The sequence below is a fragment of the Pseudoxanthomonas sp. LARHCG66 genome, from assembly GCF_052871755.1.
The window spans coordinates 329,308-342,463 of record NZ_JBIXJW010000004.1; the positions used below are offsets into that span (position 1 = coordinate 329,308).

Annotated in this window: 10 protein-coding genes; 6 read left to right on the forward strand and 4 right to left on the reverse strand. The window is 66.4% G+C overall.

The window, feature by feature from the left end:
* Positions 1-101: 101 nt before the first annotated feature.
* Positions 102-1,397 carry a DNA recombination protein RmuC gene (rmuC, locus tag ACIPRS_RS14290; RefSeq protein ID WP_446539110.1) on the reverse strand — a complete coding sequence of 432 codons (1,296 nt, stop codon included), beginning with the start codon at positions 1,395-1,397 and terminating at the stop codon, positions 102-104.
* Positions 1,398-1,614: 217 nt separating this feature from the next.
* On the opposite strand from rmuC, the gene ACIPRS_RS14295 reads away from it, so the two are divergent.
* The 3 genes from ACIPRS_RS14295 to fabV all read left to right on the forward strand — a co-directional run bounded on the left by ACIPRS_RS14295 (position 1,615) and on the right by fabV (position 5,249).
* Positions 1,615-2,253: a suppressor of fused domain protein gene (locus ACIPRS_RS14295; protein WP_337732864.1), complete on the forward strand. Its 639-nt coding sequence runs from the start codon at positions 1,615-1,617 to the stop codon at positions 2,251-2,253.
* A gap of 172 nt (positions 2,254-2,425) precedes the next feature.
* Complete coding sequence (locus ACIPRS_RS14300; RefSeq protein WP_446538997.1) at positions 2,426-3,862, forward strand: amino acid permease; 1,437 nt, start codon at positions 2,426-2,428, stop codon at positions 3,860-3,862.
* A gap of 169 nt (positions 3,863-4,031) precedes the next feature.
* Complete coding sequence (gene fabV / locus ACIPRS_RS14305; RefSeq protein WP_446538998.1) at positions 4,032-5,249, forward strand: enoyl-ACP reductase FabV; 1,218 nt, start codon at positions 4,032-4,034, stop codon at positions 5,247-5,249.
* Between the two features lie 185 nt (positions 5,250-5,434).
* Here the strand turns inward: fabV and ACIPRS_RS14310 are convergent, their stop codons facing one another.
* Positions 5,435-6,115 (reverse strand): 3-keto-disaccharide hydrolase, encoded by a 681-nt coding sequence (locus ACIPRS_RS14310; RefSeq protein ID WP_446538999.1) that lies wholly within the window; start codon positions 6,113-6,115, stop codon positions 5,435-5,437.
* Between the two features lie 2 nt (positions 6,116-6,117).
* Positions 6,118-7,287 (reverse strand): class I SAM-dependent rRNA methyltransferase, encoded by a 1,170-nt coding sequence (locus ACIPRS_RS14315; RefSeq protein ID WP_446539000.1) that lies wholly within the window; start codon positions 7,285-7,287, stop codon positions 6,118-6,120.
* Between the two features lie 241 nt (positions 7,288-7,528).
* On the opposite strand from ACIPRS_RS14315, the gene ACIPRS_RS14320 reads away from it, so the two are divergent.
* Together ACIPRS_RS14320 and ACIPRS_RS14325 are read left to right on the forward strand one after the other, a co-directional pair.
* Positions 7,529-8,488: a TerC family protein gene (locus ACIPRS_RS14320; RefSeq protein ID WP_446539001.1), complete on the forward strand. Its 960-nt coding sequence runs from the start codon at positions 7,529-7,531 to the stop codon at positions 8,486-8,488.
* A 90-nt stretch (positions 8,489-8,578) separates the two neighbouring features.
* Positions 8,579-9,364, forward strand: coding sequence for a rhomboid family intramembrane serine protease (locus ACIPRS_RS14325; RefSeq protein ID WP_337732858.1), 786 nt, complete (start codon positions 8,579-8,581; stop codon positions 9,362-9,364).
* 149 nt (positions 9,365-9,513) lie between these two features.
* Here the strand turns inward: ACIPRS_RS14325 and ACIPRS_RS14330 are convergent, their stop codons facing one another.
* Complete coding sequence (locus tag ACIPRS_RS14330) at positions 9,514-11,829, reverse strand: TonB-dependent receptor (protein WP_446539002.1); 2,316 nt, start codon at positions 11,827-11,829, stop codon at positions 9,514-9,516.
* Between the two features lie 262 nt (positions 11,830-12,091).
* Between ACIPRS_RS14330 and ACIPRS_RS14335 the strand changes: the two genes are divergently transcribed.
* Positions 12,092-13,111 carry a TIGR00266 family protein gene (locus ACIPRS_RS14335; RefSeq protein ID WP_446539003.1) on the forward strand — a complete coding sequence of 340 codons (1,020 nt, stop codon included), beginning with the start codon at positions 12,092-12,094 and terminating at the stop codon, positions 13,109-13,111.
* Positions 13,112-13,156: the final 45 nt, after the last annotated feature.

Consider the following 13,156-nt stretch of genomic DNA (forward strand, 5'->3'; position numbering starts at 1 on the left):
GATTGGAATGCGATCAAAGACAACGGCGCCATTAGGCGCCGTTGTCTTTTGGCTGTTGCCCTCTCCCTGCGCAGCGGGGAGAAGGAACAACGCCCGACGCCTCACTCTGCTTCGTCGCCGCCCAGCAGCTTCTGCGTTTCCTCACCCGGCAACGCTTCGACGCCGCGCAGCTGGCGCTCGATCGCGCGCGTACGCACCCCCGCCTGCTTGATGCTGTTCTGCACCGTGTCCAACTGGCTGTTGGCTTTCTCCAGCACCGTGGCGAACTTGCCGAACTCGGTCTTCACCGCTCCCAGCAGCACGCGTACCTCGCTGGAACGCTTCTCGATGGCCAGCGTGCGGAAGCCCATCTGCAGGCTGTTGAGCAGTGCCGCCAGCGTGGTCGGGCCGGCGATGACGATGCGGTAGTCGCGCTGCAACGCATCGACCAGGCCCGGACGGCGGATGGCTTCCGCATACAGGCCTTCGGTGGCCAGGAAGAGCACGGCGAAATCGGTGGTGTGGGGAGGCACCACGTATTTTTCGTTGATCGACTTCGCCTGCACCTTGATCGCGCGTTCCAGCTGCGTGGCCGCGACACGCATCGCATCGGCGTCGCCGCGCTCCTGCGCTTCGATCAGCTTCTCGTAATCCTCGCGCGGGAACTTGGCATCGATGGGCAGCCACACCGGCACGTCGCCATCCTGCCGGCCAGGTAGGCGGATGGCGAAATCGACGGCTTCGTTGCTGTCCGGACGCACCTTCACGCTGCGCGCGAACTGCTCGGCCGTCAGCACCTGCTCCAGCAGGTTCTCCAGCTGCACCTCGCCCCAGCCGCCGCGATCCTTGACGTTGCTCAGCACGCGCTTGAGGTCGCCGACACCGGTGGCGAGCTGCTGCATTTCGCCCAGGCCGCGCTGGACCGCCTCCAGCCGCTCGGACACCAGCGAGAACGACGCATCGAGCCGCTGCGTCAGGGTGGCCTGCAGCTTTTCGTCCACCGTCGCACGCATCTGCTCCAGCTTCTGCGTGTTGTCGGCCTGCAGTTCCTTCAGGCGATCCTCCAGCGTGGCGCGCATCTCGCCGATCCGCTGCTCGTTGCGCTGGGTCAGTTCGTTGAGCCGCTGACCCAGCGCGTCGGCGAAACGCTGCTGCGATTCGGAGGATTCCAGCCGGCCCTTGCGCGCGTCTTCGGTCAAGGTATCGCGCAGCACGTCCAGGCGCTGGTCGGTGCGGGTGCTGAGATCGGCCAGGTTGCGGGCAAAGCCGTCGATGCGGGCCTCCTGCGCGCGCGACAACCCCTCCAGCTGCTCGCGCAACTCGCCACGGCCCTCGCGCTGCTCGTCGCGCAGCGCCCGTTCCAGCAGGTCACCGATGCGCGCCTCCGGACGGCGCAGCACCAGCACCGCCAGCAGCACGACGGCGAAGGCCACGAGAATCAGCAGGAGGACGAGCAGGGTCTGGGAATCCATGCGGACAGTGTAGCCGCTGGCGTCTCATCGCCTGAGCCGGCCACGGCGCGAACGCCCTCGCACAAGAAGCGCGCGCCGCGTCACGGGACGTGGAGATGCGGCTTGACCCGCTCGAGCCGGCGGCGCACAGTCGCCGCGCACTGACCGCTTGGGGAAAGCCGGCATGCTGCAACGCCTCCGCACGCTGATGGGCGCCGCGCCCGATCCGCTGCCCGCACTCGCCGGCGCGCGGATCGCCGCATTGCGCGATGCGCTGGGCGAACCCGAATACATCGACCGCGACGACGACCGCCGGCACCGCGTGGACGTGCACGTGTACGCACGCGAGTTCTCCGGCGGTGGCGACATTGGCCACGTGCTGGTCACCAGTGGCATGAGCGACCGCCTGATGACGATGCCGGCGGGCTATGACGGCGATGAATCCGCCGCGCGCGAGCTGTTCTGGTACGTCCGCGAGCCGCATCCGGACTTCATCGCCCAGCTGCGCTGGCTGGCCAAACTGCCGTTCGCCGAAGGCAGCTGGCTGGGTTACGGCCATACCGTGCCCATGCCCGTGCCCCCCCTGGCTGCCTCGCCGTTCTCCACGTTCCTGCTGCTGCCGCCCGCGGTCGCGGCGGACCGGCACCTGTTCGACAACCTGCATCTGCACGGCCATGGCATAGAGACCCTGGTGGTGCACCTGCTGTCGGATGCGGAGTACGACCTGGTGCGATCTGACGAAGGCCTGGACGTGTTCCTCGACCTGCTGGATGTGCACCACTACCCGCAGGTGTTCGATCCGTCGCGATCGTCCTACCTCTGAGCGGTCCCGCATCGCGTGGTGCGGCGCCGATTGCCAGCCCGTGCCCTGCCCGCTTAGGCTGCGGGCGGCCCCGGGGCGGGGATTGCGCCGGCGGGTCCTGTCCTCCCCCTTACCATTCCTGCGCCAGCCCATCGCCGGCGTGCAGTCCCGTTGACGCATTCGAGGAGTTTCCATGACCTGGCTACGGCGCAAATCCATCGACCGGATCACCGAGCACGAAGAGGGCCGCCGACTGGTTCCCACGCTGAGCTGGCCGCACCTGGTGGCGCTGGGTATCGGGGCCATCGTCGGTACCGGTATCTACACGCTGATCGGCGTGGGCGCCGAGAAGGCCGGGCCCGCGGTACTGATCTCGTTCGTGGTCGCCGGCATCGTCTGCGCGTGCGCCGCGCTGGCCTACGCCGAACTCTCAACGATGATGCCCGCCGCCGGCAGCGCCTACACCTACAGCTATGGCGTGCTTGGCGAAGCGATCGCGTGGATCGTCGGCTGGAGCCTGATCCTGGAATACTCGCTGGTCGTCAGCACGGTGGCCGTGGGCTGGTCGGGCTATTTCGTCGGCTTCCTCGAATGGGTGCAGCAGAGCTTCGGCTGGAACGTCACCCTGCCCGCAGCACTGTCGGCCGGTCCGCATGCCGGTGGCCTGATCAACCTGCCGGCGATCGTCATCACGTTCCTCGTCGCGGGGATGCTGATCGCGGGGACGCGCGAAAGCGCGACGCTCAATGCGGTCCTGGTGGTGCTCAAGCTGATCGCACTGGCGGTGTTCATCGCGGTCGCACTGCCGGCCTTCAACCCGGACAACCTGCAGCCGTTCATGCCGTACGGCTTCCCGAAATCGATCGGGCCCGATGGGGTCGAACGCGGTGTGATGGCGGCTGCGGCGATCATCTTCTTCGCGTTCTACGGCTTCGATGCGATCTCTACCGCCGCCGAGGAAACCAAGAATCCCGGCCGCGATCTGTCCATCGGCATCATCGGTTCGATGGTCGGCTGCACGCTGATCTACTTGGTGGTGGCGGTGGCCGCGGTGGGTGCCCTGAGCTACACGGTCTTCGGCCAGAGCGCCGAGCCGCTGGCGCTGATCATGCGCGAACTCGGCCACGGCACGGCCGCGCTGGTCATCGGCATCGTGGCGATCATCGCGCTGCCGACGGTGCTGCTGGCGTTCTTCTACGGGCAGAGCCGCATCTTCTTCGTGATGTCGCGCGACGGCCTGTTGCCGCGCAATCTGTCGAAGGTCAACGCGCGTACCGGCACGCCGGTAGCGATCACCGTGTTCACCGCGGTGCTGGTGGCGGCGCTGGCCGGCGTGGCGCGCCTGGACGAAATCGCCGCGCTCGCCAACGCCGGCACGCTGGCGGCCTTCGTCGCGGTGGGCGTGTGCCTGCTGGTGCTGCGCGCGCGTGAACCGGAGCGCAAGCGCGTGTTTCGCACGCCGCTGGCGTGGGTGGTCGGCCCCGTCGCAATCTTGGGCTGCCTGTACCTGTTCTGGAGCCTGCCGCAGCGCACGCAGCTGTGGTTCCTGGTGTGGAACGCGGTCGGCATCGTGGTCTACCTGGCCTATGGTCGCCGCAACAGCATGCTGGCCAAGGGCGGCGACGCCTGATCGCGTCACGCAGCAACGAAACGGACAAGCGGGCTTCGGCCCGCTTTTTCTTTGCCCGCGCCCATCGATGCATTTCCCCATACGCCTGCGTGTGCACGCGTGACGCTTCATTCCCGGCGCCTGCGGCACTAAGATGCCGCGCAGGCACACCATCCCCCGGGTTACGACGTTGATCATCCATCCCAAAGTCCGCGGCTTCATCTGCACCACCACCCATCCGCTCGGTTGCGAGCTCAACGTGCGTGACCAGATCGCCGCCACGCGTGCACAGGGCGTTCGCACCGACGGACCGAAGAAGGTGCTGGTGATCGGTGCGTCCAGCGGCTACGGCCTTGCGGCGCGCATCAGCGCGGCCTTCGGCTTCGGCGCGGACACGCTGGGCGTGTTCTTCGAGAAGCCGGGCAACGAGAAGAAGCCCGGCACGGCCGGCTGGTACAACTCGGCCGCGTTCGACAAGTTCGCCAGGGAAGCCGGCCTGTACAGCAAGTCGATCAACGGTGACGCATTCTCCGACGAGGCGCGTGCGAAGGTCATCGAACTGATCAAGGGCGAAATGGGCGGCAAGGTCGACCTGGTTATCTATTCGCTGGCTTCGCCCGTGCGCAAGCTGCCGACCACCGGCGAAGTGAAGCGCTCGGCACTGAAGCCCATCGGCGCGCCGTACACGTCCACCGCCATCGACACCAACAAGGACGCCATCACCCAGGCCACCATCGAACCCGCCACCGAGCAGGAGATCGCCGACACCGTCACCGTGATGGGCGGACAGGACTGGGAACTGTGGATCGATGCGCTGGACAAGGCCGGTGTACTGGCCGATGGCGCGCGCACGGTCGCCTTCAGCTACATCGGCACCGACATCACCTGGCCGATCTACTGGCACGGCGCGCTGGGTCGCGCCAAGGTGGACCTGGACGAGACCGCGCAGCGTCTGGACGCACGCCTGAAGACCACTGGCGGCACCGCGAACGTCGCCGTGCTGAAGTCGGTGGTGACCCAGGCCAGCTCCGCGATCCCGGTGATGCCGCTGTACATCAGCATCGTGTTCAAGGTGATGAAGGAACTGGGCCTGCACGAAGGCACCATCGAACAGCTGGACCGCCTCTATCGCGATCGCATGTACCGCACCGACGGCACGCCGGCCGAAACCGACGACGAGAACCGCCTGCGCCTGGACGACTGGGAGCTCAAGCCCGAGGTCCAGGCCCAGGCCAAGGCGCTGTGGCCGCAGGTGACCACGGAGAACCTGTTCCAGCTGACCGACTACGCCAACTACAAGCACGAGTTCCTGAAACTGTTCGGCTTCGAACGCGGCGACGTGGACTACGACGCCGAGGTGGACCCGGACGTGCAGTTCGATTGCATCGAGCTGTCGCCGGAAGGCTGAGCATCCCGTGTAGCGCAAGAAAAGGCGGGCTCCGGCCCGCCTTTTTCTTTCCCGTCCTGTAGGAGCGACGTAAGTCGCGACCGCACGGCCGGACAACAAGGACATCATCAGCAATCGCAGGTGCGCCGGATGCTCGTCCGGCGCCATCGACCCCTGTCAGCGTGCGGTCGCGACTTACGTCGCTCCTACAGGGAAGCAGGCCTGCAATCCGGACCCAGCGCACGGATACGCATGCCGCGCACGTACACGACGTTGCCGTGGTCCTGCAGGGCGAGGTGGCCGCGGCGCGCCATGGCGAAGTCCGCCTGCCCGGCGAACTTGCTGGCCGCCACGCGCTGGCGCCAATCTTCGCTGCCGGTGTCGTACACCGCGACGCGTACGCCATTGAGCCAGTGCTCCACGCGCGGGCCACAGGCGACGATGCGCGCGTGGTTGTAGTCATCGGTGGTGCGCAGCATGTCGCGGGCCGGTGCGACCAGGTCGTACGCCGCGCCCGCGCGATGACTGGGGACGATGCGGTCCTCGGCCTCACGATCGTCAAGCAGCTGGTACTCGACCGCGCGTGCCCACACCGGCGAGGCATCGACCGCGCGATAGAACAAACCGCTGTTGCCGCCCGCAGGTAGGCGCCATTCGAATTCCAGTTCGAAGTCGCCGTACGTGCCGACGCTGATGATGTCGCCACCGCCCGCCACCGTGAGCGCGAGTTCGCCGTCGCTCACCTGCCAGCGCGGATCCAGCGTGGACGCGCCGACGCTGCGCCATTGCGCGGTATCAGCGAGCGATTGCCACGGCGCGGCCGGCGTGGAGGCACATCCGGCGATCAGGACGGCCAGCAGGATCGATACGATCCGCCTGCCGCGCATGTTCAGTCGACCACGCGGCAGAACACGGCCTTGAGGTAGCGCGATTCCTGCACGTGCGCCATGAACGGATGGTCGGGACCGGCGCCGGCGACTTTCAGGATCTGGATCGTCCGGCCGGAGAAGTACGCGGCGCGGCGCAGCATGTCGAGGAATTGTTCCTCGCTGACCAGGCCGGTGCACGAGAACGTGGCGAACAGGCCACCGGGCTTCACCACGCCCAGCGCCAGCTTGTTCATGTCGAGGTACTTCTTCAGCGCGGCGATCACCTGCTCGCGGTCGCGCGTCATCTTGGCCGGGTCCAGGATCACCACGTCATACTGCTCGCCGCGGTTCGCCGCATCGCGCAGGTACGGGAAGATGTCGGCCTGCACGAACTTCGGTCGCACGTTGTTGAGCTTGGCGTTGCCCTTCGCGATCTGGATGACGTCCTGGTCGATGTCCACGCCGACCACCTCGGACGCACCGCGCGCCGCGGCATACACCGCGAAGCCGCCGGTATTGCAGCACAGGTCCAGCACGGTCTTGCCTTCCACCTGCCGGCTCAGCCATTCGCGGTTCTCGCGCTGGTCGGCAAAGAAACCGGTCTTGTGCGCGCCCGCGGGATCGGCGCGGAACTTCACGCCGTATTCGGTGATGACCTCGGCTTCGGTGGTGGTGTTGCCGTGGAAGTCGAAGCTTTCCTGCTTCTGCACGTGTTCGTCGGCGAAGCTGTGGAAACGGCAACCCGGGAACTGCTCGCGCAGCGCCTCGTAGATCCATTCGCGATGGCGGAACATGCCGGCGGCGAAGAACTCCACCACGATCAGGTCGCCGTAGCGATCCACCACCAGGCCGGACAGGCCATCGCCCTCGGCATGCACCACGCGCCAGGCATCGCTGATGGCATCCAGTTTCAGCACGTCACGGCGCAGCGACACGGCGTCGGCGATCTTGCGCGAGAACCAGCCGGCGTCCACCGGAATGTCCGGATGCGTCTCGAGGATGCGCACGGCGATCCGCGAGTGACCGTTGTAGAAACCGCGGCCGATCCACTCCCCGTCCACGCCGACCACTTCGACGACGGTGCCCGGCTTGGGTTTGGCGGTGGGCTTCTCGATCAGTTTCTGGAAGATCCACGGGTGGCTGGAACGCCAGGCGTTCTTCAGGCGTACGGTCGGGTTGGGGGTATTCATGAACGCATTTTACCCGCGCGGTTGACCGCATCGCGTGCCACCCGGACAATTCGCGGCAGAAGGGGAGTAGCTCCCAACGTGCCGGCCGTCATTTCGAGCAGCGATGCTCCGGTCCCACGGCAGCCCACCGGGCTGTGAGCGAGACCTTCGCCGCGATGGCGAAGGCACCCCCGGACTCCCGTTTCCCCGGTTTCCGAGATGTCCGCGCCTGCGGCCGTCCTCCACTTTTTCGGGAATCTCGATGGAAACGATTGGCAACCCCTGGTTATGGGCCGGCTTCGGCGGCCTGGTGGTGATCGCGCTGCTGGTGGACCTGGTGCTGATGCGCCACGGCGGCGCACACAAGGTGACGTTCAAGGAAGCGATGTGGTGGAGCCTGGGCTGGATCGCCCTGGCCATGGCCTTCAACGGCGGCCTGTGGTGGTACGTGAACGAGACCGCCGGCCTGGTGGAAGCCAACCGCGTGGGCCTGGAGTTCCTGACCGGTTACCTGGTCGAGAAGGCGCTGGCGGTCGACAACATCTTCGTGTTTCTGATGGTGATGACCTACTTCGCCGTGCCCGAGGAACAGCGCCAGCGCGTGCTGGTGATCGGCATCCTCGGCGCCATCGTCCTGCGCAGCATCCTGATCTTCGCCGGCGCTGCGCTGCTGCAGCACTTCCACTGGCTGCTCTACATCTTCGGTGCGTTCCTGCTGCTGACCGGCATCAAGATGTGGTTCGCTGCCGGCAAGGAGCCGGACCTGGAGAAGAACCCCGCGCTGCGCTGGATGCGCAACCACCTGAAGCTCACAGATGGCTACCGCGGCGCGGCGCTGAGTGTGCGCGAGAACGGCGTGCGCTGGTTCACCCCGCTGTTCGTGGTGCTGGTGCTGATCGGCGTGACCGACGTGATCTTCGCGGTGGACAGCATCCCGGCGATCTTCGCGATCACCTCGGACCCGTTCATCGTGCTGACTTCGAACGTGTTCGCGGTGCTGGGCCTGCGTGCGATGTTCTTCCTGCTGGCGGGCATGGCCGACCGCTTCCACCTGCTGCCGTACGGGCTGGCGGTGGTGCTGGGTTTCATCGGCACCAAGATGCTGCTGATCGACGTGTACAAGATCCCGGTGCCCTGGGCGCTGGGCACGGTGGCGCTGATCCTGGGCGTGACCGTCGCGCTGAGCCTGGCGCGGCCGGCCAAGCCCGACGCAACGGGCTGACCGGCAACTGGCAGACCATCCCGCACGCGGGATGGTCTGTCCATCCCGGCCCGGCCTTGCATTCGTCCGGGCCGCCGCCAGAACTGGACCATGGACCTGCACCCCGACGACCCGGCGTTCGATCCGGAATCCCAACAGCGCCACGACCGCAGACGGCTGCTGCGCGCTCTCAACCTGAGCCTGGCCTTCGTGCTGTTGCTGGCCATCGTGTACTCGGCCCAGAACAGCTTCGACGTGCGCGCCTTCACCATCTCGCCACTGTCGGTGGAGGGCCTGCTCGGCATCCTCACTGCGCCGCTGCTGCATGGCTCGCTGGAACATATCGCCGCGAACGCCTCCGCCCTGCTGATCCTCGGCACGCTGGCCGGCGCCGTCTATCCGCGCGCCACGCTGTGGGCGATTCCGCTGGTGTGGCTGGGCGCCGGGCTTGGCCCGTGGCTGCTTGCCGATCCGGGCACGCACACGCTGGGTGCCAGTGGCCTGACCCACGGCTTGATGTTCATGATCTTCATGCTGGGCCTGCTGCGCCGCGACCGCGCGGCGATCGCGGCCGGCATGATCGCCTTCCTGTTCTACGGCGGCATGGTGCTGACCGTGCTGCCGCGCGAAGCCGGCGTGTCATGGCAGGCGCACCTGGGTGGCGCCGTGGCGGGATTGATCGCGGCGTTCCTGTTCCGTCGCCTGGACCCCGAGTTGCCGAAGAAGAAGTACAGCTGGGAGATCGAGGAAGAGGAAGCCGCCGCGCGTGTCGACGATGAACTCGAACTGCCGGCGCCCCGCGAAGTTCCGCTGCTGTGGTTGCGCCCGGAGCATCCGGAAGAGGAACAGCGCGGCGTGGTGTTGCGCTTCCCTCCGCGCGAGCCGCCGACGTCGTGACGCCTCTTGTGGGAGCGACGCAAGTCGCGACGGGATGGCACTTGGTCTAGGACAAAAGGAAAAGGCAGACCATCTCGATCTGCCTTTTCTTCTTCCGGATGATGACGCGGTGCCCGGTCGCGACCCACGTCGCTCCTACAGTGGAACCATCAGAACTTCGCGCTGAACTCCACACCCACCGTGCGCGGCTCGTTGATGAAACCGGTCAGGTTGTTGAAGTCGATGCCGCCGACGATGCGACGCTGGTCGGTGATGTTGCGGCCGAACAGTGCGACCTCGTAGTCGCCGTAACCCCATCCGTAACCGACGCGCAGGCCGCCTTCCAGCGATGACTTCCCGGTGAACTCGATGGAGTCATACAGGAAGAAATTCACTTCGCTGCGATAGGCCCAATCGGTGTAGACGTACAGTTCGCTGCCCTCGCCCAGGCCGACGCTGTAGCGCGCGGTGAAGTTGTGCACCCACTTCGGCGCCTGCGGCAGGCGATTGCCGCCGATGTAGTAGCGGCCCGTCGGATCGCCGTTCTCGTCCAGCACTTCTTCATCGGTCACGGTGCAGGCCGCACAGACGGCGACATTCAGGTCGTCGTCCTTGATCTCGGTGTCGTTGTAGCTGCTACCCAGCGTGACCAGCAGGTTGTCCAGTACGTAGGCCTGCAGGTCCAGTTCGAAGCCCTTGCCCACCGACTTCTCGGCATTGACCAGGATGTTGGCATTGGCAGCGCCGCCGACGGCGGTCAGCTGCTGATCCTTGACGCGGTAGTAGAAGACGCCCGCGCTCAGGCGTGCGCGCTTGTCCCAGAAGTCGGCCTTCACGCCCGTCTCGAACGAGGTGACGGTTTCCGGACCGGCGACCGACTTGCCGTTGAATGCGCCGGCAGCCTGAATACTACTGCCGCGGAAGCCGGTGGCAGCGCGTGCATAGACGTTGACGTCGTCATTGACCGCGTAGGTCGCCGACAGGTCCCAGTTGAACTTCTTGTCTTCCGGCGATGCGGAAAGGTCGCCATCGGGCTCAAGCGCCGCCAGCTGCGCCAGCGTGCACTTGCCCGCCAGCACGCAGGCGGCGAAGCCGGTGTTCCAGTAGTCCTCGACCGTCAGTTCCTTCTCGTCGACGGTGTAGCGCATGCCGGCGCGCAGCTCCAGCTGGTCGGTCGCCTGCCATGTCACCGCGCCGAACGCCGCCCATGCGTCATTGGTCTGGCGGATGCGCTGGTAACCATCCTGGGCACTGTTGTTGAGCGAGTCGTAGCTGAAGCTTTCGACGCGATAGTCTTCCTTGAAGTAGAACAGGCCCGCCTGCCAGTTCACCGGGCCATCGAAGGCCGACTCGATGCGGAGTTCCTGCGTCCACTGCGAATGATCCGGGATGCCGTCGGCGGTTTCCGACGCGAACGGGATCACGCCGGGACCGGAGTCGGGCAGGAACACCGCGCCATAACCACCGTCGATGTCGCCACGGTTGATGGTTTCAACACTCTCGTAACCGGTGATCGAGTGCAGCGTGTAGTCACCCAGGTTCCAGCGCAGGCGCGCGCTGGCACCTTGGGACTCCAGCTCGGAATAGTTCAGGCCATCCTGCGACACCTTGTTTTCGTCGAAACCAGCGACGAAGTCGTTGGTACCCGGCTCGATGATGTTGGCGCGGAACAGGCGCGCAGTGCCATTGAGCTTGCGCGCATGCGCGTTGAGCAGCGCCTCGAAGCCATCGCCTTCGTACAGGAACTGGACACGGCCGGCCGACTCGTCATAGCCCTCGAAGCCGTCGTTCGGACCCGGGTAGGTGTTCTCCACCCAGTCGTCGCGGCGCTGGTAGAGCACCGACGCGCGCGCGGACCAGTTCTCGCTCAGTGCGCCACCGACGGCGCCTTCCAGGTTCCACATGTTGTCGCTGCCAACACCTACCTTGCCGTAGCCGCTGGTTTCCTGCGACGGCTTGGCGGACTCGAACTTCACCACGCCGGCCGGCGTGTTGCGGCCGAACAGCGAACCTTGTGGACCGCGCAGCACTTCGATCTGGTCCAGGTCAAACAGCGGGAAGCCCTTCAGGATCGGGTTTTCCTGCACCACGTCGTCATACACCAGCGATACCGGCTGCGAAGTGTTCAGGCGGAAATCGGTGTTGCCGTAGCCGCGGATGTAGAAACGCGGGAACGCGCGGCCGAACGAGGACTCGATATTGAGGCTGGGCACGCGGCCCGACAGGAAGCGGATGTCGGTGCCGCCTGACGCCAGCACGCCCAGCTGTTCGCCGTTGATGGTGCTGATCGACACTGGCACATCCTGGATGTTCTCGACCTTGCGCTGCGCGGTCACTTCGACGGTGTCGAGGGTGGTTGCGCTCTGCGTCGCGGGCTCGGCGGGTGCGGGCGTTTCCTGGGCGAAGGCGGTGCCGAAAGGCAGCAGCGCGGCGATGGCAAAGGCGAGGCGATGCGGCCGGGCGACGGCCGGGCGGAGTCGGGACATGGCGGTGGCTTTCCGAGTGGGTGGGAGTCGGGGCGCGCGGAGGCGCTAGCACGCGAATGTTGCATTACAGCAACAACAGGGGCAATGGCCGGAAGTCCCGTTCCTGACGAAGGTAACGGCGGTTGCCCTCCACAGTCGGTATTTCCGTACGCCCGGCAGCCGGCCGGTACGTTCAGGCCACCGACGTGACCGGTGGCAGGTGACGGCACGCGGGGACGGCGGGCTAGACTCGGCGCCCTTTCCCCGCCTCAGGATGGCGCCCATGACGCACTGGTTCTTCAATCTCCCCGGCAGTCCGGACCGCACCGGTCCGCTGGACGAAGAGGCGGCGCGCAGCCATGCCCAGCGCAACCCCGGCGCATTGGCCTGGCGTGAAGGCATGCGCGAATGGAAGCCCGTACGCGAGCTGCCGGAGCTGGCCGGCCAAGCCGCGCCGCCGCCCCACCTGCCACCGCTGCCGGGCTCCGGCGGGCGCAAGGCGGCGGACGAGATCGACTTCCGCATCGTCGGCGGCGACATGCAGTTCGTCGAAGTGGAACTGGACCCCGGCGAAAGCGCCATCGCCGAAGCCGGCGCACTGATGTTCAAGGACAGCAGCGTGCAGATGGACACCGTGTTCGGCGACGGCTCGCACAGCGGCCAAGGTGGCGGCTTCATGGAGAAGCTGTTCTCGGCCGGCAAGCGCGTGCTGACCGGCGAGAGCCTGTTCACCACCATGTACACGCATACCGGCCAGGGCAAGGCGAAGGTCGCCTTCGCGGCGCCCTACCCCGGCACCGTGCTGGCGATGAAGCTGGACGACCACGGCGGCCGCCTGATCTGCCAGAAGGACAGCTTCCTGGCCGGCGCGCGCGGCGTCACCGTCGGCATCCACCTGCAGCGCAAGATCCTGACCGGCCTGTTCGGCGGCGAGGGCTTCATCATGCAGAAGCTGGAAGGCGACGGCTGGGTATTCGTGCACGCCGGCGGCACCGTGGTGGAACGCGAGCTGCAGGCGGGCGAACGCATCGACGTGGATACCGGCTGCGTGGTGGCGTACCACGCCAGCGTCAACATGGACGTGCGCCCGGTCAGCGGCATCAAGAGCATGTTCTTCGGCGGCGAGGGCGTGTTCCTCGCCACGCTGACAGGGCCGGGCAAGGTGTGGATGCAGTCGTTGCCGTTCTCGCGCCTGGCCGGCCGCATGCTGCAGGCCGCGCCACAGGGTGGTGGCCAGAATCGGGGCGAAGGTTCGGTACTGGGTGGCCTGGGCCGGATCCTCGACGGCGACAACAGCTTCTGACGCGGCGAGTGCGGTTGGCCCTCATTGCGGCGGCGCGCTGTATGC